The sequence below is a fragment of the Streptococcus cristatus genome, assembly GCF_003943815.1.
Taxonomy (GTDB): Bacteria; Bacillota; Bacilli; order Lactobacillales; family Streptococcaceae; genus Streptococcus; species Streptococcus cristatus_F.
In genome coordinates this window covers 26,135-47,087 of sequence record NZ_RJNA01000004.1, presented here as the reverse complement: position 1 = coordinate 47,087, position 20,953 = coordinate 26,135, and the positions used below count along the sequence as shown (strand labels likewise).

At 43.9% G+C, this 20,953-nt stretch carries 20 protein-coding genes; 12 read left to right on the top strand and 8 right to left on the bottom strand.

Annotation, left to right across the window (positions count from 1 at the left end; all coding sequences use genetic code 11):
• Positions 1 to 133: 133 nt before the first annotated feature.
• Positions 134 to 1,393, bottom strand: a complete 1,260-nt coding sequence (locus tag D8872_RS03390; protein ID WP_005591470.1) for an extracellular solute-binding protein — start codon at positions 1,391 to 1,393, stop codon at positions 134 to 136.
• 317 nt (positions 1,394 to 1,710) lie between these two features.
• Here D8872_RS03390 and malQ point away from each other — a divergent pair, with 317 nt between their 5' ends.
• From malQ to nrdI, 4 genes are all read left to right on the top strand, one after another.
• Complete coding sequence (gene malQ, locus D8872_RS03385) at positions 1,711 to 3,228, top strand: 4-alpha-glucanotransferase (protein WP_260470224.1); 1,518 nt, start codon at positions 1,711 to 1,713, stop codon at positions 3,226 to 3,228.
• 39 nt (positions 3,229 to 3,267) lie between these two features.
• Positions 3,268 to 5,529 carry a glycogen/starch/alpha-glucan family phosphorylase gene (gene glgP / locus D8872_RS03380; RefSeq protein ID WP_125389941.1) on the top strand — a complete coding sequence of 754 codons (2,262 nt, stop codon included), beginning with the start codon at positions 3,268 to 3,270 and terminating at the stop codon, positions 5,527 to 5,529.
• Positions 5,530 to 5,721: 192 nt separating this feature from the next.
• A complete protein-coding gene (locus tag D8872_RS03375; RefSeq protein ID WP_125389940.1) occupies positions 5,722 to 6,240 on the top strand; it encodes an ABC transporter permease in 519 nt (172 codons plus the stop codon).
• Between the two features lie 63 nt (positions 6,241 to 6,303).
• Positions 6,304 to 6,780, top strand: a complete 477-nt coding sequence (gene nrdI, locus D8872_RS03370) for a class Ib ribonucleoside-diphosphate reductase assembly flavoprotein NrdI (protein ID WP_376739486.1) — start codon at positions 6,304 to 6,306, stop codon at positions 6,778 to 6,780.
• A 46-nt stretch (positions 6,781 to 6,826) separates the two neighbouring features.
• On the opposite strand, the gene D8872_RS03365 is transcribed toward nrdI, so the two are convergent.
• The gene (locus tag D8872_RS03365) at positions 6,827 to 7,093 is read right to left on the bottom strand and encodes a MarR family transcriptional regulator (RefSeq protein ID WP_125387173.1); all 267 of its coding nucleotides are present in this window, start codon (positions 7,091 to 7,093) and stop codon (positions 6,827 to 6,829) included.
• A gap of 51 nt (positions 7,094 to 7,144) precedes the next feature.
• Positions 7,145 to 8,833, bottom strand: a complete 1,689-nt coding sequence (argS, locus tag D8872_RS03360; protein WP_125389938.1) for an arginine--tRNA ligase — start codon at positions 8,831 to 8,833, stop codon at positions 7,145 to 7,147.
• A gap of 125 nt (positions 8,834 to 8,958) precedes the next feature.
• On the opposite strand from argS, the gene argR reads away from it, so the two are divergent.
• Both argR and mutS read left to right on the top strand, forming a co-directional pair.
• Positions 8,959 to 9,399 carry an arginine repressor gene (argR, locus tag D8872_RS03355; protein ID WP_045500171.1) on the top strand — a complete coding sequence of 147 codons (441 nt, stop codon included), beginning with the start codon at positions 8,959 to 8,961 and terminating at the stop codon, positions 9,397 to 9,399.
• A gap of 72 nt (positions 9,400 to 9,471) precedes the next feature.
• Positions 9,472 to 12,021, top strand: coding sequence for a DNA mismatch repair protein MutS (mutS, locus tag D8872_RS03350; RefSeq protein ID WP_125389937.1), 2,550 nt, complete (start codon positions 9,472 to 9,474; stop codon positions 12,019 to 12,021).
• 192 nt (positions 12,022 to 12,213) lie between these two features.
• Here the strand turns inward: mutS and D8872_RS03340 are convergent, their stop codons facing one another.
• Together D8872_RS03340 and D8872_RS03335 are read right to left on the bottom strand one after the other, a co-directional pair.
• Positions 12,214 to 12,684 (bottom strand): DUF3021 family protein, encoded by a 471-nt coding sequence (locus tag D8872_RS03340; RefSeq protein ID WP_125389936.1) that lies wholly within the window; start codon positions 12,682 to 12,684, stop codon positions 12,214 to 12,216.
• Complete coding sequence (locus tag D8872_RS03335; RefSeq protein ID WP_045500179.1) at positions 12,681 to 13,121, bottom strand: LytTR family DNA-binding domain-containing protein; 441 nt, start codon at positions 13,119 to 13,121, stop codon at positions 12,681 to 12,683. Before D8872_RS03335 ends, D8872_RS03340 begins: the two co-directional genes overlap by 4 nt.
• Before the next feature lie 184 nt (positions 13,122 to 13,305).
• On the opposite strand from D8872_RS03335, the gene mutL reads away from it, so the two are divergent.
• Positions 13,306 to 15,252, top strand: a complete 1,947-nt coding sequence (gene mutL, locus D8872_RS03330; protein ID WP_125389935.1) for a DNA mismatch repair endonuclease MutL — start codon at positions 13,306 to 13,308, stop codon at positions 15,250 to 15,252.
• A gap of 35 nt (positions 15,253 to 15,287) precedes the next feature.
• Here mutL and D8872_RS03325 read toward each other — a convergent pair whose 3' ends face one another.
• On the bottom strand, positions 15,288 to 15,809 hold the full coding sequence (locus D8872_RS03325; RefSeq protein ID WP_185761379.1) for an RDD family protein: 522 nt from the start codon (positions 15,807 to 15,809) through the stop codon (positions 15,288 to 15,290).
• Positions 15,793 to 16,299 (bottom strand): helix-turn-helix domain-containing protein, encoded by a 507-nt coding sequence (locus D8872_RS03320; RefSeq protein WP_125389934.1) that lies wholly within the window; start codon positions 16,297 to 16,299, stop codon positions 15,793 to 15,795. The genes D8872_RS03325 and D8872_RS03320 overlap by 17 nt, the downstream gene beginning before the upstream one ends.
• 169 nt (positions 16,300 to 16,468) lie before the next feature.
• On the opposite strand from D8872_RS03320, the gene ruvA reads away from it, so the two are divergent.
• The 4 genes from ruvA (at position 16,469) to D8872_RS03300 (ending at position 18,925) form a co-directional block, all read left to right on the top strand.
• Positions 16,469 to 17,062 (top strand): Holliday junction branch migration protein RuvA, encoded by a 594-nt coding sequence (gene ruvA / locus D8872_RS03315; protein ID WP_125389933.1) that lies wholly within the window; start codon positions 16,469 to 16,471, stop codon positions 17,060 to 17,062.
• Between the two features lie 9 nt (positions 17,063 to 17,071).
• Entirely contained in the window at positions 17,072 to 17,626 is a 555-nt protein-coding gene (locus D8872_RS03310; RefSeq protein WP_125389932.1) for a DNA-3-methyladenine glycosylase I, read from the top strand.
• A gap of 4 nt (positions 17,627 to 17,630) precedes the next feature.
• Complete coding sequence (locus tag D8872_RS03305) at positions 17,631 to 18,284, top strand: CPBP family glutamic-type intramembrane protease (protein ID WP_125389931.1); 654 nt, start codon at positions 17,631 to 17,633, stop codon at positions 18,282 to 18,284.
• 83 nt (positions 18,285 to 18,367) lie between these two features.
• The gene (locus D8872_RS03300) at positions 18,368 to 18,925 is read left to right on the top strand and encodes a GNAT family N-acetyltransferase (RefSeq protein WP_125389930.1); all 558 of its coding nucleotides are present in this window, start codon (positions 18,368 to 18,370) and stop codon (positions 18,923 to 18,925) included.
• A 43-nt stretch (positions 18,926 to 18,968) separates the two neighbouring features.
• Here the strand turns inward: D8872_RS03300 and D8872_RS03295 are convergent, their stop codons facing one another.
• On the bottom strand, positions 18,969 to 19,379 hold the full coding sequence (locus tag D8872_RS03295) for a helix-turn-helix domain-containing protein (protein WP_125389929.1): 411 nt from the start codon (positions 19,377 to 19,379) through the stop codon (positions 18,969 to 18,971).
• A gap of 276 nt (positions 19,380 to 19,655) precedes the next feature.
• Between D8872_RS03295 and D8872_RS03285 the strand changes: the two genes are divergently transcribed.
• Positions 19,656 to 20,912 (top strand): competence/damage-inducible protein A, encoded by a 1,257-nt coding sequence (locus tag D8872_RS03285; RefSeq protein ID WP_185761378.1) that lies wholly within the window; start codon positions 19,656 to 19,658, stop codon positions 20,910 to 20,912.
• Positions 20,913 to 20,953: the final 41 nt, after the last annotated feature.

The following is a 20,953-nucleotide window of genomic DNA, read 5'->3' as shown; positions in this document are numbered from 1 at the left end:
AGATACGAGAAAGATTGAGGAATTGCAGTAAGTACAAGTCCTAATCCGAGTTTTTCTTATTAGAAGATAGAGTAAATCCTTATTCTATCAAACAAGGGGTAGGGAAAATTCCCACCCCTTTATTTAAACTTGCTTATTTGTTGCCGAATTTCTGATCGATAGTTTCTTTGATCAATTTAACAGCATCTTCAGCTGAAGTTTTAGCATCTTTCTTGCCGCTTACAGCATCGAAGAGCATGTTCTTAGCTGGATCCCAAACAGTACTCATTTCAGAGATGTTTGGCATTGGTTCTGCAGATTTGAACTGTTTAACAACCGCATCTGTCAATTCATCTTTCTTGCTTACAGCGTATTCACGTGCTTCTGTGTTAGCAGGAACTTCGTTTGTTGCATCGTAAAGAGCTTTTTGTTGTGCAGTTGATGCAAGGAAGTTAACGAATTTTTGTGCGCCGTCAACGTTCTTAGAACCAGCAGGGATGACCCAAGCTTTACCACCACCAAAGGCTTTGTATTCTTTGCCGTTTGGAAGTGTTGGGATAGTTGCTACACCGTAGTTTACTTTAGCTTCTTTAAGAGATGCAGCTTTCCAAGGACCGTCGATGATTGCTGCAGTTTTTCCACCTTGGAATTGAGTTTGGATCAAGTTAGGAGCACCTTCTGTATCTTGCATACCTTTAGGCCATTTTGCATACCAAGTTTTAGCGTACTCAATTCCTTTGATAGCACCTTCGTTAGCCAAACCTACATCTTTAGGATCTGTCCCATCTTTACCGAAGACATAAGCACCGTTTCCAGAAAGGAGACCGTAAGCGTAGTAGAAGTTTGTCCAGTCAGCAAGGAAGGCAGTTGTTTTACCGTCTTCTCCTTCAAAAGCGTACTTGCTATCTTTAGCCAATTCTTCAAGTTCAGCAAATGTTGTAGGAGCTTTTTGGATCAGGTCTTTGTTATAGTACATTACTAAGGTCTCGATAACAGCAGGAGCACCGTAAGTAGTACCGTCGATTGATACCAAAGATTTAGTAGTATCGTCAGCTTTTGCATCTTTACCCAACTCAACTTCTGAAAGTTGTCCGTCAGCACCTAGGCTTCCTACGCGGTCGTATGGTGCCATCATGACATCTGGAGATTTACCAGATTGGTTGTCAAGTGAAAGGTTATCAAGACCTGTAAGAGCATCACCAGTTTTGATAGTGACCTTTGTTCCGGTTTCTTTTTCGTAAGCTTTGGCAGCTTCTTCCATGTAGCTCTTGTAGCCTGGGTCTACATAAGCAGTCAATTCGTTGCTTGCAGCAGTTTCTTTTTTAGAAGATTTGCTACCGCAGGCTGTCAAAATAAAACCTGCTAAAGCAACAGTACCGAGAACAGCAACGCTCTTCAACATTTTGTTTTTCATGATTATTCCTCCTAAAGAATAAAAATATAATACCATCTAAGAACACGCTTGCATAGCGCAAACGTTTTCTCGAACTTAAAATAATTTTAGCACAAAAGGTAAACGCTTGCAAGCGTTTTTAAGAAAATTTTAAAAAATTTTTAAGGAAAGAATGTTAATTTAGATGATATATAATGAAATAAAATGGAAATCTATGGTATAATAAATAAAAAAGTTTTTTAAAAAGCTTGCACTTGAAAAAAAAATAGGTTATAATTCAAGCGACGCAAACGTTTTCGCTAAATAAAGTAGGAAACAAGCATGAAAAAATTTTTGAGGTGTTACATATGAAAGCGAGACAAAGTGGTGTATTGATGCACATTTCCTCTTTGCCAGGCAAGTACGGGATTGGTTCTTTTGGTCAGTCTGCTTATGATTTTGTGGATTTCTTAGTTAGAACGAAGCAACGTTATTGGCAAATCTTGCCTTTGGGAACGACTAGTTACGGGGACTCTCCTTACCAGTCTTTCTCAGCCTTTGCAGGGAATACTCACTTTATTGATTTGGATTTCTTGATTGACGAAGGCCTGTTGGCAGAAGAAGATCTAAAAGGTGTTGATTTTGGTGATGATCCAAAAGCTGTGGATTATGCAAAAGTATTTGAAGCACGTCGTCCTCTTTTGGAAAAAGCGGTTGCTCGTTTCCTTAAAGTTGGCGATCTTGATAAATTCCGTCATTTTGTTGCAGAAAATGCAGCTTGGTTGGAGCTTTTTGCGGAATACATGGCTGTTAAAGAGCATTTTGATCTGAAAGCTTGGACAGAATGGCCAGATGAAGCAATTCGTCGTCGCCAACCAGAAAGCTTGGCTAGCTATCGTGAGAAATTGGCAGACAAGCTGGAGTACCATCGTGTAACTCAATATCTCTTCTTTAAACAATGGCTAGAACTCAAGAAATATGCCAATGACCATCACATCGAAATCGTTGGGGACATGCCAATCTATGTAGCTGCTGACAGTGCAGATGTCTGGGCTCAGCCTCACTTCTTCAAGACAGATAAGCAAGGTCGCCCAGTCAAGGTTGCTGGCTGCCCACCAGATGAATTTTCAGAGACTGGCCAATTGTGGGGTAACCCAATTTATAATTGGGATGCCATGGATCAAGATGGCTATGCTTGGTGGATTGAGCGCCTGCGCGAAAGCTTCAAGATTTACGACATTGTTCGGATTGACCACTTCCGTGGCTTTGAGTCTTATTGGGAAGTGCCAGCTGAGTCTGACACAGCGGCTACTGGTCACTGGGTCAAAGGTCCAGGTTATAAGCTGTTTGCCGCAGTGAAAGAAGCTTTGGGTGATTTGAACATCATTGCAGAAGACCTTGGATTCATGACGGATGAAGTCATTGAATTGCGTGAACGAACTGGCTTCCCAGGTATGAAGATTCTGCAATTCGCTTTCAATCCAGATGATGAAAGCATCGATAGTCCACACTTGGCGCCACATAATTCTGTGATGTACACTGGTACTCACGACAATAATACTGTATTGGGCTGGTATAAGGATGAGATTGATGATCCAACCCGTGAATACATGGCTCAGTACACCAACCGCAAAGAATATGAAACGGTGCCACATGCAATGCTTCGTACAATCTTTGCTTCCGTTAGCTACATGGCTATCGCGACGATGCAAGATTTGCTAGAGCTAGATGGCTCTGCCCGCATGAACCTGCCTTCTACAATTGGTGGTAACTGGGCATGGCGGATGACAGCTGAAGAGCTAAACCCTATCGTAGAAGGTCAGCTTTATCATTTGACTAAGGTCTATCGTCGTCTGAATACGGACTTACTTTCATAAGACAATAAATTTCAATACTTTCTAATACTAGGAGAAATCATGTCAAACTTACAAACATATATCCAAAAAACTTATCAAAAGCAAATTGCTGATTGTAGCAATGAAGAGCTTTATTTGGCTCTCTTGAACTACACAAAATTAGCGAGCGCTCAAAAGCCAGTTAATACTGGTAAAAAGAAACTCTACTACATCTCTGCTGAGTTTCTGATTGGTAAACTCTTGTCAAACAACTTGATTAACCTTGGTCTTTACGACGATGTAAAAAAAGAACTTGCCGCTGCTGGTAAAGACTTGATCGAAGTTGAAGAAGTAGAATTGGAACCATCTCTTGGTAATGGTGGTTTGGGCCGTTTGGCAGCCTGCTTCTTGGACTCTATCGCAACCTTGGGTCTCAATGGTGACGGTGTTGGACTAAACTACCACTTTGGTCTTTTCCAACAAGTCCTTAAAAACAATGAACAAACAACTATTCCAAATTTCTGGTTGACTGAGCAAAACTGGTTGGTTCGCTCAAGTCGTAGCTACCAAGTGCCATTTGCACACTTTACCTTGACATCAACTCTTTACGATATTGATGTGCCTGGTTACAAGACAGCTACTAAAAACCGTTTGCGTTTGTTTGACTTAGATTCAGTTGATTCTTCCATCATCAAAGAGGGAATCGAATTTGACAAGACAGATATCGCTCACAACTTGACTCTTTTCCTTTATCCAGATGATAGCGACAAGCAAGGTGAATTGCTCCGTATCTTCCAACAATACTTCATGGTTTCAAACGGTGCACAATTGATCATCGACGAAGCGATCGAAAAAGGAAGCAATTTGCATGACCTTGCAGACTATGCAGTTGTACAAATCAACGACACTCACCCATCACTGGTTATTCCTGAGTTGATCCGTCTTTTGACTGCGCGTGGTATCGAGCTTGATGAAGCAATCTCAATCGTTCGTAGCATGACTGCCTACACAAACCACACCATCCTTGCTGAAGCCCTTGAAAAATGGCCTCTTGAATTCTTGCAAGAAGTGGTTCCTCACTTGGTACCAATCATCGAAGAATTGGACCGTCGTGTCAAAGCAGAATACAAAGATCCAGCTGTTCAAATCATTGACGAGAGCGGTCGTGTTCACATGGCACACATGGATATCCACTATGGATACAGCGTTAACGGGGTTGCAGCACTCCACACTGAAATCTTGAAGAACTCTGAGTTGAAAGCTTTCTACGATATTTATCCAGAGAAATTCAACAACAAGACAAACGGTATCACATTCCGTCGTTGGCTCATGCACGCTAACCCACGTTTGTCTAGCTACTTAGATGAACTTCTTGGTCGCGATTGGCACCATGATGCTGCTAAGTTGGAAGGTCTACTTGACTTCGCTGGCAAGCAAGAAGTGAAAGAAAAGCTGGAAGGCATTAAGTCTCACAACAAGCGTAAATTGGCTCGTCACTTGAAGGAAGCTCAAGGTGTAGAAATCAATCCAGATTCTATCTTTGATATCCAAATCAAGCGTCTGCACGAGTACAAGCGCCAACAAATGAACGCTTTGTATGTGATCCACAAATACTTGGACATCAAGGCTGGTAACATCCCTGCTCGTCCAATCACTGTCTTCTTTGGTGGTAAGGCAGCTCCTGCTTATACAATTGCCCAAGACATCATTCACTTGATCCTTTGCTTGTCAGAAATCATCGCGAATGACCCAGCAGTGGCACCACACTTGCAAGTGGTTATGGTTGAGAACTATAACGTTACAGCATCAAGCTTCTTGATTGCAGCTGGTGATATTTCTGAGCAAATTTCACTTGCTTCTAAAGAAGCTTCAGGTACTGGTAACATGAAATTCATGCTTAACGGTGCTTTGACACTTGGTACCATGGACGGTGCTAACGTGGAAATTGCTGAGTTGGTTGGCAAAGACAACATCTACATCTTTGGTGAAGATTCAGAAACAGTTATCGACCTTTACGCAAAAGCAGCCTACAAATCAAGCGAATTTTACGCTCGTCCAGCTATCAAACCGTTGGTTGACTTTATCATCAGCGATGCTGTTCTTGCAGTAGGTAAGAAAGAACGCTTGGAACGTCTTTACAATGAATTGATCAACAAAGACTGGTTCATGACGCTTCTTGACTTGGAAGACTACATCAAGGTGAAAGAGCAAATGCTTGCGGACTACGAAGATCGCGATGCATGGTTGGATAAAGTGATCGTTAACATTGCGAAAGCTGGCTTCTTCTCAGCAGACCGTACAATCCAACAATACAATGATGAAGTATGGCATTTGGAGAACTAATTGTTAAATAAGTGAAAAAGCCTAGACAGTCCTGTCTTGGCTTTTCTCTTGTTAGAAGACTAGAGTGAGTAGCCTTGGAGGATAAGCTTTTCTAGTAGATAGAGCTTTTAAAATCGTATCAGATCTTGTCTCTTGTCAGTCTTTTCTTTTGGGTGTATAATAAGAAAAAGTATTTCTTTACAGGAGGTTGTTATGAAAAAGAAACCAATTTATCTCTATGTCTTACTGGGGTTAGAAACAGTAGGTACTTTGTGGGAACTTCTTTCGAAGTTCTCCTCTTCAAATGATGCCGTGGAAACCTTACTAAAGGGGATCAATGAGCCAGCAAAATCTCAGTATGCAGCTTACTTTAGCAAGAGCGCAGAACTGTCAGGTTCGCTAATAAATAATATTTTCTTTTATGTTGGCTTGCTTCTTTTGATTGCAGCTTGGTTCTTTGTTTTTAAGAAAGATATTTTCAAAGCAAATCTTATTTACATCACGAACGTTCTTATTGGCTTGATTGGAACAGCGTACGGTTATGTGGTAGCAAAAGGGATTGCAACGTCTTCTTTTTCAGATCCATCCTTACTCTCATCTCAGATGCTGGGGTTGAACTTTACTATTGGCTTCTCTGTTGTTGTTAGTCTTATCTTCCTTTCCATCGTTATCTTTAAGCTGATAAAGCAGCAAAAGGAAGCTGAGAGTGTAGAAGTAGCTGAAGAAGAATAAGATTTGACAAATAACATTTACTGCTGATAAGCTAGATGAGCGGATAAATGTTATTTTTTGGGAATGGAGCAAATAAACATGAAAGTTTCCTTAGTTTATATCAGCTTGAGTGGCAATACAGAGAGTTTTGTCCGTCGTTTGAGCGACTATTTGTTAGAGCAGCATCCGAGTCTAGAGATTGAGAAAATCCATATCAAAGACTTAGTGAAAGAGGGGCGGCCTTTCTTTGAAATGACCAACCCTTTCATTACCTTTCTACCGACCTATCTGGAAGGTGGCAATGGTGTAGATAATGGCGATGTCGAGATTCTTACGACAGATGTGGCCGATTTTATAGCTTATGGACAGAATGCTAGCAAGTGTTTTGGAGTTATCGGAAGTGGCAACCGTAACTTTAACAACCAGTACTGTCTGACTGCTAAGCAATACAGCCAACGTTTTGGTTTCCCCGTTTTAGCTGATTTTGAAATGCGTGGTATGTTAGGCGATATTAAAAAAATAGCTGGCATTATCGAGGAATTGTACGAAATAAAAGCATAAGTAAGAAGCCGTTCGATCAACATTTTTGATCGAACGGCTTTTGTTTCTATTCTTGACTTGCATGCTCGCCGGCGATAGTTTCGACCAGCTCTTTTGAATATAAAATTCCTAAACGGTAGTTTTTGTTAATGTAAGCGATAAGGTCATTTTGGTTTTCGCTAGTGGCCATTTTTTCTTGGAGTTCTTGTCTAAAATGATCACTTTTTAGGAGTTCCTGCTGCAGCAAAATCTGCAACTTTACCTTTTCTCTTTTGTTGTACAAAAAGAGAATGACCAAGCTAAGGGCAACTAAAATATAAGCAGTTTCATTCATAAAATATCTCTTCCTAAGAAAACCTCCCAAAACTGGAAGGTTTGTGTAGGGTTACATTTTTTCTGGTGCTTCTACACCAAGCATGCGGAGAGCTTCCTTCAGTACAACAGCAGTGGTGTAGCTGAGAGCTAGACGGCTGTCACGTTTCGGAGTTTCATCCAAGATGCGAGTGTGAGCATAGTATTTATTGAAGGCTTGAGCTAGGCTGATCGCGTATTTGGCAATCAGAGATGGCTCAAAGTTATCAGATGCACGTTTAACTACGCGAGCGAAGTCTTGGATCAGTTTGATAATTTCCCAGCTTTCAGCATCGTTGAGGTTGTAGTTGGCATCAAGACTTGGCTTGAAGTCTGCTTTGCGCAGGATAGACTGGATACGTGCATAGGCATATTGTACATACGGTCCAGTTTCACCCTCAAAGGAAACCATTGCTTCCAAATCAAAGTCGTAACCATTGCGACGGTCAGTTTTAAGGTCGTAGAATTTAACGGCACCAACACCAACTGCATGGGCAACAGCTTCTTTGTTTTCCAGATTTGGATTTTTCTCTTCAATTTGAGCTTTTGCCCGGCTGATCGCTTCTTGCAGAGTTGGTTCCAGAAGGATGATGTTTCCTTTACGTGTTGAAAGTTTTTGGCGATTCTTCGTAACCAGACCAAAGTCCACGTGGATCATATCATCGCTCCAGTCAAATCCCATCTTCTTAAGGACAGCTTTGAGCTGACGGAAGTGGTTTGATTGTTCTTGACCAACGACATAAACATTCTTGACGAAGTTGTAAGTGCGTGCACGGTACATAGCAGTGGCAATATCACGGGTAATGTAAAGCGTAGCACCGTCTGATTTTTTAATCATAGCTGGTGGAAGGTTGACATCATCCAAGTCCACAATGCTAGCACCTTTTGATTCTTTCAGGAGACTCTTGTCTTCCAGAATTTTCACGGCCTCGTCCATCTTGTCATTGTAGAAGGCTTCTCCGTTTAAGCTATCGAATTCAACGCCGAGCAATTCATAGATGCGGTTAAATTCAACAAGACTTTCGTCACGGAACCATTGCCAGAGTTCTGTTGCTTCTGGATCGCCATCTTCCAATTTCTTGAACCAGAGGCGGCCTTCGTCGTCCAAGGCTGGATCGTTTTCGATTTCAGCATTGATGCGGACGTAAAGTTGCAAGAGTTCATCGATTGGGTTGGCTTCAACGGCTTCCTTGTTGCCCCACTTCTTGTAGGCAACCATGAGGAGACCGAATTGCTTGCCCCAGTCACCTAAGTGATTTATCTTGATGGTATTGTAGCCCATCTTGCGGAAGATATTGGATAAGGCATCTCCGATAACAGTTGAGCGCAAGTGACCGACAGAGAAAGGTTTCGCAATGTTGGGACTGGAAAGGTCGATGGTAATATTTTCGCCCTGACCTTCGTTCTGTTGACCATAGTCAGCGCCTTCCTTGATGACTTCTTTGATAACTTGATCAGAGATTTTAGCTTTGTTGAGGAAGAAGTTGACATAAGGTCCAGTTGCGACAACTTTTTCAAAATGACTTGGGTCGATCTTTTCAGCAATATCCGCAGCGATAGCTTGAGGAGCCTTGCGTTCTACTTTTGCAAGTGAGAAAGCTGGGAAGGCAATGTCTCCAAGATCGGAACTTTTCGGTTGCTCTAGTAGGTTAGAGATAGCGCTTTGGTCCAAGCTGTCAATAACTTTGGCCAACTCGCTAGCGATTAATTGTTTATTATCCATATTTGCTCCTTTGGGTCTTTTGTTACTATTCTATCATATTTTATGAGGAATCTTCAATTTTTTTGGTATAAGATAGATTTTTTGATATAATTGAGAGTATAAATATTCAGTCAATGAGGTCGAGTATGAGAAAGAGTGAGCGTCATCAGCTTATTAAATGGATGATCAAGGAAGAAAAGTTAGGAACACAAAAGGATATTCAAAAAAGACTGGAAGACGAGGGGATATTTGTGACCCAAACAACCCTCTCGCGGGATTTAAGAGAGATTGGCTTGACCAAGCTGAAGAAAGACGGGCAAGTCTACTATGTGCTGGCTCATGAAGCAGAGGAATTGGATCTGGCTGGATTTCTGGCCAGTCATGTTCAGGCTGTTTCTAGAGCGGAGTTCACGCTGGTTTTCCGTACAGGACTGGGCGAAGCGACGGTCTTGGCAAATGTGGTAGATGGTTCATTGGATAGTCGGATTTTAGGAACCGTTGCAGGGGCCAATACCTTGCTCGTGATTTGCCGGGATCAGGAAGCGGCTAGAGAAATCGAGACGAGTGTCAAAGAAGGTATGGAATAGCCAAAAGCTTAGAATTGACGGAGAGGTTTGAGACGCAAGTCCTGACCTCGTTTGTTTTTAGAAAGGATAGAGATGGCAGTAGAAAAGTTATCGCCAGGCATGCAGCAGTATTTGGATATCAAAAAGGACTATCCAGATGCTTTCTTGCTCTTTCGGATGGGGGATTTCTATGAGTTGTTTTATGATGATGCGGTCAATGCGGCCCAGATTTTAGAGATTTCTCTCACAAGCCGCAATAAAAATGCTGAAAATCCAATTCCCATGGCCGGAGTTCCCTATCATTCGGCTCAGCAGTATATTGATGTTTTGGTCGAATCAGGCTATAAGGTAGCAATTGCGGAGCAGATGGAAGATCCCAAGGAAGCCAAGGGGGTTGTTAAGCGGGAGGTTGTTCAGGTTATCACGCCGGGGACGGTGGTGGACTCTACTAAGCCGGACTCTGCGAATAACTTTCTGGTGGCTTTGGATTACTCAGAGGGGCTCTATGGTCTGGCTTATATGGACTTGGTGACCGGTGAGTTTCAGGTGACTAGTTTAGAGGACTTTGCCTTGGTCTGCGGGGAAATCCGCAATTTGAAAGCTAGGGAAGTGGTGCTGGGCTATGCCTTGCCAGAAGCTGAGGAGCAAGTCTTGGCTGGACAGATGAACCTCTTGCTATCCTGTGTACAGACGGCCTTGGACGATGTCCAGCTGCTGGGCGAGGAGCTGTCTCCTATGGAGCGTCAGGCAGCAGGGAAATTGCTGGAGTATGTGCACCGGACCCAGATGAGAGAGCTCAATCATTTGAAGAAGGCCCAGCATTATGAAATCAAGGACTTTCTGCAAATGGACTATGCCACCAAGGCGAGTTTGGATTTGACAGAAAATGCTCGCTCGGGCAAGAAGCACGGCAGTCTTTATTGGCTGATGGACGAGACTAAGACGGCCATGGGCGGCCGTATGCTGCGCTCTTGGATTCAGCGTCCGCTGATTGATGAAGCGCGAATTATCCAGCGGCAGAATGTCGTCGAGGTTTTTCTGGAACATTTCTTTGAGCGGAGTGATTTGACGGAGAGCCTCAAGGGAGTCTACGATATCGAGCGGCTGGCTAGTCGGGTGTCTTTTGGCAAGACCAATCCTAAAGATTTACTGCAGCTGGCAGCTACATTGGGAAATGTGCCTCAGATTAAGGCTATCCTGCAAGGAATCGGCAGTCAGCATCTAGCTCGTTTGATTGAGGGCTTGGATCCTATTCCAGAGTTGGCGGGCTTGATTAGCTCGGCTATTTCGCCGGATGCACCTCATATCATCACCGAGGGAAATATTATTCAGACCGGTTTTGATGAGACCTTGGATCAGTATCGGCTTGTGCTGAGGGAGGGGACCGGATGGATTGCAGAGCTGGAAGTCAAAGAACGTGCCAACAGCGGCATCAGCAATCTGAAGATTGATTACAACAAAAAAGATGGTTACTATTTCCACGTGACCAATTCTCAGCTGGCTCATGTGCCTAGTCATTTCTTCCGCAAGGCGACCCTGAAAAATTCGGAGCGTTTCGGAACGGAGGAGCTGGCTCGGATTGAGGGAGAGATGCTGGAGGCGCGTGAAAAATCTGCTAATCTGGAATACGAGATTTTCATGCGGATTCGCGAGGAAGCTGGCAAATACATCCAGCGCTTGCAGTCCTTGGCACAAACCCTGGCAGCTGTAGATGTCCTGCAGAGCTTTGCTACGGTGGCAGAGCAGCAGCATTTGGTGCGCCCTGTCTTTACTGCGGAGCGCCGTCTGCAGATTGAAAAAGGCCGCCATCCTGTTGTGGAAAAGGTCATGGGAGCCCAGAGCTATATTCCAAATAGTATTCTGCTGGACCAGGAAACGGACATCCAGCTGATTACCGGGCCGAATATGAGCGGGAAATCAACTTATATGCGCCAGCTGGCTATTATCGTCATTATGGCACAGATGGGCTCTTATGTGCCTGCTCAGTCTGCCAGTCTGCCGCTATTCGATGCGATTTTCACTCGTATCGGTGCTGCGGATGATCTGGTGTCGGGTCAGTCCACTTTTATGGTGGAGATGATGGAGGCCAATCGGGCCATTCGACAGGCCAGCGAGCGTTCGCTCATCCTCTTTGATGAGCTGGGCCGTGGGACAGCGACTTACGATGGGATGGCGCTGGCTCAGGCTATTATTGAGCATATTCATCATTATACTGGAGCCAAGACCCTCTTTGCCACCCACTATCATGAGCTGACAGCCTTAGAGGACAGCTTGGAGCATTTGGAAAATGTCCATGTGGCAACCTTGGAAAGGGACGGACAGGTGACTTTCCTGCATAAGATTGAGCCGGGTCCGGCTGACAAGTCCTACGGGATTCACGTGGCGAAGATTGCCGGACTTCCTGAGAAATTACTGGAGCGGGCGGATAGCATTTTGAGTCATTTGGAGAGTCAGGATACAGGACTAGGCTCAGAGCTTCCTGCTGCATCCAGACCGAAGCAGTCACAAGTTGCGGAGCAGATGTCTCTTTTCGCAGAAGGAACGGAAAATTCAGTCCTGACTGAACTACGAGACTTGGACATCTACAATATGACTCCACTAGAAGTCATGGCGGCAGTGGCCGAGCTCAAGAAGAAGTTGTAAAAACAAAGAGGCTGGGACAAAAGTCCTAGCCTCTCAATTGTCTTTGGATTGTCGAGCAAGACGCAGTGGTTGAGTGGGCTCTACTACGCTGATTTCATCAGCTTTTACAGCCCTACTCAACTGTGCGGAGGTGGGACGACGAAATCGAATTCTAACGAATTACCGATTTCTGTTCCACTCTCTTTTTATTTCTCACGATTTGCTAGACAAACCGCTATTGATTTTTTGAATGTTGCGGTAGGTGCGGTAGTAAATAACGCCTGAAATAATCAGATAAATGAGGGTGAATTCCCCGACGGCAGTCAGTGTCAGGCTGAGTATTTTTTCTCTTGGGAAAAATCCAGCTAGATTAGCCAAAAGTGCAAAGGTCAGAATCATCACACCATAGTGGCTGATGATGGAGCGCAGAATGCTCCAGTCTCTTTTGAAGAAGCTTCCGCTCCATCTGAAAATAGCTCCCATGATAAACCAGATAAGCATGCAGTAGAGCATGATGAGGGAAACATGGACATGCTGGCTCAAAAAGAAGTGGCCGGTAGTAGAGCGAGGGTGCAGCGGTAGATAAGCTGGATTGTAAAAATAAGAAACAATCATGGAGAAGAAGAGACCGATGAAAATCCCTCCAATCCCTCCGAAAAAGAGTTCTTTAAGACGACTTTTCATAATTGCAACCTTTCTTTGATGGATTTGAGATAACGGCGGGACGAGTAAGTCTGGTCGCCGTTTTTCAGAAATATTTGAATCAGGCCATTTGGAGTCAGCTTGAGGTGGCTGATTTGTCGGCTGTTGATAATCTCCGACTGAGAAATCTGCAGGAAATACTCCGGCAGGACCTGCAGCAACTGATAAAGAGCTTGTTGAGCTCGATAGCCGTCTTTTGCTGTTCGAACCTGAACCTGACGATTTTCTGTATAGACTCGATGAATTTCCTTAGCATCCAGCAAATAGATTTCGTCCTCTTTCTTGACATGAATCTTGTCTTCTTTGCCTAGATGTTGAGCAAAGTGGACCAATTCCTGGATGCTTTCTGTCATGAGGCGAGCCTCAATGCTGACGGAGTCTTCGGTGACTTGAGAATCGATTCTTAGCTTAACTTTCATAACTTCCTCCTTTCACCTTTATTAAACCGCAACATGGCAGCGAAAACAAGCCCTTTTGTCTATGTGGCAGCTATTTGAGTCTATCTGGTTGGTCTTGTGAGCAGAATGGTCAAGACAAGGCTGCCCTCTGCTAGAAAGGGCCCAATGTGTTATAATAGATAGCAGAACAAATACGGAGAAAAAGATGTCAAAAATTATCGAACTTCCAGAAATTCTAGCCAATCAGATTGCGGCCGGTGAGGTCATTGAGCGGCCTAGCAGCGTGGTCAAGGAGCTGGTGGAAAATTCAATTGATGCGGGTGCCAGTCAGATTACCATCGAAATCGAGGAGGCCGGACTCAAGAGCATTCAGGTAACGGATAATGGCGAGGGCATAGACCACGAAGATGTCCCTCTGGCCCTCCGACGTCATGCTACTAGCAAAATCAAGAAGCAGGCGGATCTCTTTCGGATTCGGACATTGGGTTTCCGTGGCGAGGCCATTCCTTCCATTGCTTCTGTCTCGCGTTTTACCATTGAGACAGCGACGGAAGCTGGCCAGCACGGGACCCTGCTAGTTGCCCAAGGCGGTGAGATCGAAGAGCATGAGCCTACCAGCAGTCCAGTGGGAACGAAAATCAAGATAGAAGATCTCTTCTTCAATACTCCGGCCCGGCTCAAGTATATGAAGAGCCAGCAGGCTGAGCTGTCCCATATCGTTGATGTGATTAATCGACTTAGTCTGGCCCATCCAGAAGTGGCTTTCACCCTTATCAGCGACGGCCGCGAAATGACACGGACTGCCGGCAGTGGCAATCTGCGTCAGGCTATTGCAGGCATCTATGGTCTGGCAACAGCCAAGAAAATGGTGGAAATCTCTGCTTCAGATTTGGATTTTGAAGTGAGTGGCTATGTCAGCCTGCCTGAACTGACTCGTGCGAATCGGAATTATATTACGATTCTCATCAACGGCCGCTACATTAAGAATTTCCTGCTTAATCGTGCTATTTTGGACGGCTACGGCAGCAAGCTTATGGTAGGCCGCTTTCCACTAGCGGTCATCAATATTCAGATTGACCCCTATCTGGCCGATGTCAATGTCCATCCGACCAAGCAAGAGGTGCGCATTTCTAAAGAGCGCGAACTCATGACCTTGATTTCGCAAGCCATTGCGACCAGTCTCAAGGAGCAGGACCTTATCCCTGATGCTTTGGAAAATCTAGCTAAATCAACTGTTAAGCGCGCAGCTAAGCCCGAACAGACCAGCCTCCCACTTAAAGAAAATCGCCTCTACTACGATAAGGAGCAGAATGACTTCTTCCTCAAGTCACAGGTGGCAGAGCAGCAGTTATCTTTCGAAGAGTCAGCAAAGCCTTTTCAGGCAAATACTGACAAAAAAGCAGAACCGCCACAATCAACTTCGGTCAAATTTGCAGAGCGAAAGCCGGCTAGCTATGACCAACTAGACCATCCAGAGCTAGACCAGGCTAGTCTGGAGCGGGCTGTGGATAAGTTGGAACAGGAAGAGAAGTCAAGCTTCCCAGAGTTAGAATATTTCGGCCAGATGCATGGTACCTATCTCTTTGCTCAGGGCAAGGGTGGTCTTTACATTATTGACCAGCATGCTGCCCAAGAGCGGGTCAAGTATGAGTATTATCGGGAGAAGATTGGGGATGTGGACAATAGCCAGCAGCAGCTCTTGGTGCCCTATATCTTTGAATTTCCAGCGGACGATATGCTGCGAATCAAGCAGCGGATGGAGCTATTAGAAGATGCTGGCATCTTTTTAGAAGAGTACGGAGCCAACCAGTTTATCCTCCGTGAGCATCCCATTTGGTTCAAGGAAGAGGAGATTGAGGCTGGCATCTATGAGATGTGTGACATGCTTCTCCTGACCAAGGAAGTTTCTATCAAGAAATATCGAGCAGAGCTAGCCATTATGATGAGCTGCAAACGCTCCATCAAGGCCAATCACAGTCTGGATGACTACTCTGCGCGCGACTTGCTCTTTCAGCTGTCCCAGTGTGACAATCCTTACAACTGCCCACACGGCCGGCCGGTTTTGGTCAATTTTACCAAGTCGGATATGGAAAAAATGTTCCGCCGCATTCAGGAAAATCATACTAGCCTGCGGGAGTTGGGGAAATACTAAACTCTATAGAAAATCAAACAGCCCTAGTCATGGAACTAGAGCTGTTTTGAATTTTTGAGCTGAACTTGCGTTCCAGCTATCAAATCAGCTGGATGGCGTTTGTCCTTGCGAAGCAATCCCATCAGCAGAAAGATCAAGAAGAGAATACCTGCTGAAGTTGACAAGAAAATTGACAGGGTATCTGCTTGATAAGCACTACGGCTAGCTCCCATATGTCCCAGCTGCCAAGGGAAAAACTTGATAGCAGAGCGCAAAAGGCTGTGAGCAAAGCTCCTATGTTTGTAAACCAACTGTAAACCTGCCCAGCGCTTGCCAAAACTGCCTTTTCTATAGTCTAGCCAAGCAAAGATGATAGTTAGAGGCAGGACTGAGGTAGAAAAAGCCAGAAGTTGGCTCTGAGCTTCAGTGAATGCCGGAATGCCTCCTAGAACCAGATTGTAAAAGCCCATAGCTAGTAAAAAAAGAGCAATGAGGTAGCCCGAAATGAAGAGCCAGTCTCCAAACAGCTCTTTCAGACGAGTTTTGACAGGTATGGGATTGTCAGTTTTTAGCTTCATCTTTAGCATCTTCCTTCTTAGAATCCTCATCAAAGCCGATAACCTTGTCCAGATACTTTTCCTTAATCTTTAGCGCCTTGTTAATAGCCATTGCTGATGCAACTAGGAGGAAGAAGGTTAACCAGACCAGCGCATTGAATGTTGCTGGAAAGCTAGAACCTGCGAAAAAGAGAAAGATAGCCAGGGCTGATACAAAAATATACAGAACCTGCCAGAAGCCATAAGATTTCACTTCCTTATAGTAGTGGTCTTTTTCGTCTTCTGAGAGGATGGGTTTCCTTTCCGGCCTGTCGCTTTCTTCTAAAAGCAGATAGTCTGTCGTCACCTGGAAAATTTTGCTCAGCTCTACAATTTTTTCCAGCTCTGGCAGCGCTTGGCCAGATTCCCACTTGGAAATGCTTTGGCGAGAGACATTGATTTGTTCAGCTAGCTTTTCTTGTGACCAGCCTTTTTCTTTTCTTAGTTCAAATAATTTATCAGCGAGTTTCATGATCGCAGCCTCCTTTTCTTTGCTAACTCTATCCTAACAGCTTTTAGATATCTTGAGAATACAGCTTCCTGTACATTTTGTCAACCACCGGTTGCACTTCTATTTGCAGTTTCCAGACAGAAAATATGATATACTAGATGGGCAAAACGATACCAAAAGAAGGAAGATTATGTACGAATATTTTAAAGGAATCATCAGTAAAATCACAGCCAAATACATTGTATTGGAAGTCAACTCGATCGGCTATATTCTTCATGTGGCCAATCCTTATGCATACTCAGGACATCTTAATCAGGAAGCCAAGGTCTATGTGCACCAAGTGGTGAGAGAAGATGCGAAGCTCTTATACGGCTTTGCGACCGAGGAGGAGAAGCAACTCTTTCTCAGCTTGATTTCAGTCTCAGGTATTGGGCCAGTGTCTGCCTTGGCTATCATTGCCGCAGATGATAATGCTGGTTTAGTGCAAGCCATTGAGCAGAAAAACATCACCTACCTGACCAAGTTTCCTAAGATTGGTAAGAAAACAGCCCAGCAGATGGTGCTGGATCTGGAGGGCAAAGTGGCAGTAGCTGGTGACGAACTTCCTGCCAAGGCTGCAGTGCAAGCTAGCAATGAAAACCAAGAGTTGGAAGAAGCCATGGAAGTCATGCTGGCTCTGGGCTACAAAGCCGCGGAACTTAAGAAAATCAAGAAATTCTTTGAAGGCACGACTGATACGGCGGAAAACTATATCAAGTCTGCCCTTAAGATGTTGGTGAAATAGGAGGAAGATATGACCAAACGTTGTGGCTGGGTAAAAATGAATAACCCTTTGTATGTGGCCTATCATGATGAGGAGTGGGGCAAGCCCCTCCATGATGATCAAAAATTATTTGAATTGCTTTGCATGGAGACCTATCAGGCTGGACTTTCTTGGGAGACCATTCTCAATAAACGTCAGGCTTTTCGGGAAGCTTTTCATTTCTATGATGCCCAGAAAATTGCCCAGATGACGGATGCGGATCTGGATGCTCTTTTGGACAATCCTGATATCGTTCGCAATAAGATGAAAATCTATGCGACCAGGGATAATGCTCAAGCTTTTTTGGCTGTTCAAAAGCAGTTTGGCTCTTTTAACGACTATATCTGGTCCTTTGTCGATTTCAAAACGATTGACAATCAAATTACGAACTACAAGGAAGCCCCTACTAAGACAGAGCTGTCAGAAACTATGTCCAAGGCGCTGAAAAAGCAAGGCTTCAAATTTGTCGGTCCAGTTTGTGTCTATTCATTCCTAGAAGCAGCTGGCCTTATCAATGACCATGAAAATAATTGTGATTGGAAGTAGAACAATGAAAACAAGAAAATTTCTCCTTATTTTTATCACCCTCTATACGATCTTATTCCTAGGTAGAGGCTTGCAGTTGATTGGGATAAATTGGTTGATTTACCCAGTTTATTTCCTTTTATTTATCTTGGGAATTTTAGCTTATCGTGAAGAATTAAAGGAGCAGCTGGCCTTGATTCTGACTAAAAAGAAGGAATTTCTAAAAACGATTTCCTTGTATATGGTCTTCGTTTTCCTCCTGTCCATTGCCTGCAACTTGCTTTCAGCTCTGATTAAACACAGTCTAGGCTTGCCACTGCAGGGACAGAATGAAGCCAATATTCAAGGTGCCTTGTTGAAAAATCCATTTTTAATCTTGGTTATCGGTTGCTTTATCGGGCCAATTGTTGAAGAGTTTTTCTTCCGTCGCTTTTTCCTAGGCACTTTCTTGGCAAAATTCTCTGACGGGCTCGGTATTGTGTTAACAACCTTTCTATTTGCCACCCTTCATATGCACAGCTGGGACTTATCAGAGTGGGTGACAGCTATTTCCTATATTGCCGCAGGTCTTCTTCTCTCGCTCCTGTATCTGAGAAAGGATAAAAATATCTGGTATCCAATTGCCCTTCATTGTTGCAATAATATCATTGCTTTTGTGGTAACAATTTTTTTAATGTAGCAGTAGAGCGGTAAGTAAATAAAGCGAAAGTCTAGTGGCTACTTTTTAAGTATTTTGAAGATTTTTAATAAAGGAAATGAAGGATGGATAATAAAGCTTTAGTATATTTAGCGGAGAATCGTATCTTGGAGACGGAGCGTCTCCTCCTACGTCCCATGACCATGGATGATTTGTTGGATTATCATGAGTATACTTCAGATGGAGAATTATTAAAATATGATTATCCAGAGCACCAAAGCATAGAAGAGAGCCGAGAGAGCCTTGTTTTATATAATTTAAGTGCTCCTTTGGGCCGCTACGGTATCGAGTTGAAATCTGAAGGCAAATTAATTGGGAATATCTCCCTTCGAATAGATACGGAACAAGAAACGGCGGAAATAGGCTATACAGTCAATGCTAACTACCACAGAAAAGGCTATGCTACTGAAGCAGCCTTAGCCTTGAAAGAATTGGCTCAGAACATGCCGGGGATAAAGATATTTCTTGCCCACACGACTAAGCCCAATCTTGCTAGTCAAGGAGTTTTAGAAAAAATTGGGATGACACTGATGTGGGAAAAGGAGGGATTGAGCCTTCGCGGAGAGCCAACCATCCGTCTCCGCTATGAAAGTCAGTTAAAGAATGACGAAAAAAAGGCCTAGACAAGATAGTTGTCTAAGCCTTTTCTGTACAGTGTGAATATTATTACTCCTCATTCTGCATCCAAATCTTTTCCTTGATAAAGATGCGCAGTTCGTAGAAGAGCATAAAGAGGGTGGAGATGAGGAAGCCAGCCATAAAGATATGGTGCAAATAAGCAGAGACACCAATGTAAACCAAGATGGAAAAAAGGTAGAGGATAACTAAATAATGCCATTTTTTAGCCTTGCTGTCTTCGATGACCTTTTTCTCCAAACGCTCGTCCTCCTTGATGAGTGTGTCCAGACTGATATCAAATTCCCGACTGATAGCGATGAGATTTCCAATATCAGGGATACCTTTTTCGCTTTCCCAGCGGGCAATGGCAGAGCGGGAAACCTTGAGTCTTTCTGCTAAAGCTTCCTGAGTGAGCTGATGATGTTGACGAATGTCTTTGAGAACTTGAGAAATTTTCATGATGATTCCCTCTCTTTTCTAGTAAAATAAATAAGTTTCTTCTTTACATCCTTTTCATATTTATTATAAAAAGAAAAAGTTCCTTTTCCAATAGCATCTGCCTAACAATCCAGTTATTCTCCATAACAAACAGATTTTCAAAAGTTATCCACAGGATGTTGACAACTTTGTCAATCAAGTTGACAGCTCTTTTTATTTCCTGAAAAGAAAATCAACTTTTTTACTCTTTTTTGTGATAAAATAAAGCCAATTCCGAATAGTAAGGTAGGAGGTTCTATGAAAGCAGAAATTATTGCTGTGGGCACCGAGATTCTGACAGGTCAGATTGTCAATACCAATGCCCAATTTTTATCTGAAAAGCTAGCTAGTCTAGGAATTGATGTCTATTTTCAGACAGCAGTGGGGGACAATGAAAATCGTCTTCTCTCTGTCCTAGAAATTGCCAAAGAGCGCAGTGATTTAATTATCCTGACAGGAGGTTTGGGGCCAACAGAGGATGATTTGACCAAGCAGACCTTGGCTAAGTTTGTCGGTCGAGATTTGAGGTTCGACCCTGAGGCTGTGGAAAAGTTGGATCGTTTTTTTGCCAGCCGACCAGACTATGCCCGAACGCCCAACAATGAACGTCAGGCCCAGCTGGTGACAGGCTCGACTCCGCTACCAAATGCGACTGGCTTAGCTGTCGGAGGATTGTTAGAAGCAGACGGAGTGACCTATGTAGTCTTGCCTGGCCCGCCTAGCGAGCTTAAACCTATGGTCAATAATGAGCTGGTTCCCCTCTTATCCACAGGTCAGAAATTGTACTCACGGGTGCTGCGTTTCTTTGGTATCGGCGAGAGTCAGCTAGTGACTATTTTGTCAGAGATGATTGAGCAGCAGAGTGACCCCACAATTGCTCCTTATGCAAAGACAGGGGAAGTTACTTTGCGATTGTCCACCAAGGCCTTGAGTCAGGCAGAAGCTGACACCAAGTTTGAGGCTGTGGAAAAGGAAATTTTAGCACACAAGACTTTTGAGGAACAGTCATTGTCAGAGATTTTCTATGGTTATGGAGATGACAATTCCTTGGCTCAGGTGGCCTTTGATCTGCTCAAGAGTCAAGGGAAGACGATTTCGGCGGCGGAGAGTTTGACAGCTGGCCTCTTTCAAGCGACCTTGGCTGATTTTGCTGGAGCTTCAGCTATTTTTTCAGGTGGCTTTGTCACCTACAGCATGGAAGAAAAGAGCCGGATGTTAAATATTCCGCTGGAAGAGCTGAAGAAGCACGGCGTTGTTTCGGCCTTTACAGCTGGGAAAATGGCAGAGCAGGCTAGAAAGCTGACTCAGAGTGACTTGGCTGTCAGTCTGACAGGTGTGGCAGGTCCAGATTCACTGGAAGGTCATCCAGCTGGAACGGTTTTTATCGGCTTAGCGAGTGAATCAGAAACGGAAATTATTGAGGTCAATATTGCTGGTCGTAGCCGACGGGATGTGCGGAAGATTGCCGTTATGCATGCCTTCAACCTCGTACGAAAAACTTTATTAAAGGACTGATTTTTGGTATAATGAACAGATGGCCAAAAGACATTTTAGAA

Excerpts from the sequence above, each read along its gene's own strand:
- argS (WP_125389938.1), bottom strand. The coding sequence starts at position 8,833 with ATGGATAATAAACAATTAATCGCTAGCGAGTTGGCCAAAGTTATTGAC.
- mutL (WP_125389935.1), top strand. The coding sequence starts at position 13,306 with ATGTCAAAAATTATCGAACTTCCAGAAATTCTAGCCAATCAGATTGCG.
- D8872_RS03325 (WP_185761379.1), bottom strand. The coding sequence starts at position 15,809 with ATGAAGCTAAAAACTGACAATCCCATACCTGTCAAAACTCGTCTGAAA.
- D8872_RS03375 (WP_125389940.1), top strand. The coding sequence starts at position 5,722 with ATGAAAAAGAAACCAATTTATCTCTATGTCTTACTGGGGTTAGAAACA.
- D8872_RS03320 (WP_125389934.1), bottom strand. The coding sequence starts at position 16,299 with ATGAAACTCGCTGATAAATTATTTGAACTAAGAAAAGAAAAAGGCTGG.
- D8872_RS03340 (WP_125389936.1), bottom strand. The coding sequence starts at position 12,684 with ATGAAAAGTCGTCTTAAAGAACTCTTTTTCGGAGGGATTGGAGGGATT.
- D8872_RS03285 (WP_185761378.1), top strand. The coding sequence starts at position 19,656 with ATGAAAGCAGAAATTATTGCTGTGGGCACCGAGATTCTGACAGGTCAG.
- D8872_RS03295 (WP_125389929.1), bottom strand. The coding sequence starts at position 19,379 with ATGAAAATTTCTCAAGTTCTCAAAGACATTCGTCAACATCATCAGCTC.
- glgP (WP_125389941.1), top strand. The coding sequence starts at position 3,268 with ATGTCAAACTTACAAACATATATCCAAAAAACTTATCAAAAGCAAATT.
- mutS (WP_125389937.1), top strand. The coding sequence starts at position 9,472 with ATGGCAGTAGAAAAGTTATCGCCAGGCATGCAGCAGTATTTGGATATC.
- nrdI (WP_376739486.1), top strand. The coding sequence starts at position 6,304 with ATGGAGCAAATAAACATGAAAGTTTCCTTAGTTTATATCAGCTTGAGT.
- D8872_RS03305 (WP_125389931.1), top strand. The coding sequence starts at position 17,631 with ATGAAAACAAGAAAATTTCTCCTTATTTTTATCACCCTCTATACGATC.
- D8872_RS03365 (WP_125387173.1), bottom strand. The coding sequence starts at position 7,093 with ATGAATGAAACTGCTTATATTTTAGTTGCCCTTAGCTTGGTCATTCTC.
- D8872_RS03335 (WP_045500179.1), bottom strand. The coding sequence starts at position 13,121 with ATGAAAGTTAAGCTAAGAATCGATTCTCAAGTCACCGAAGACTCCGTC.
- D8872_RS03390 (WP_005591470.1), bottom strand. The coding sequence starts at position 1,393 with ATGAAAAACAAAATGTTGAAGAGCGTTGCTGTTCTCGGTACTGTTGCT.
- D8872_RS03300 (WP_125389930.1), top strand. The coding sequence starts at position 18,368 with ATGGATAATAAAGCTTTAGTATATTTAGCGGAGAATCGTATCTTGGAG.
- D8872_RS03310 (WP_125389932.1), top strand. The coding sequence starts at position 17,072 with ATGACCAAACGTTGTGGCTGGGTAAAAATGAATAACCCTTTGTATGTG.
- ruvA (WP_125389933.1), top strand. The coding sequence starts at position 16,469 with ATGTACGAATATTTTAAAGGAATCATCAGTAAAATCACAGCCAAATAC.
- argR (WP_045500171.1), top strand. The coding sequence starts at position 8,959 with ATGAGAAAGAGTGAGCGTCATCAGCTTATTAAATGGATGATCAAGGAA.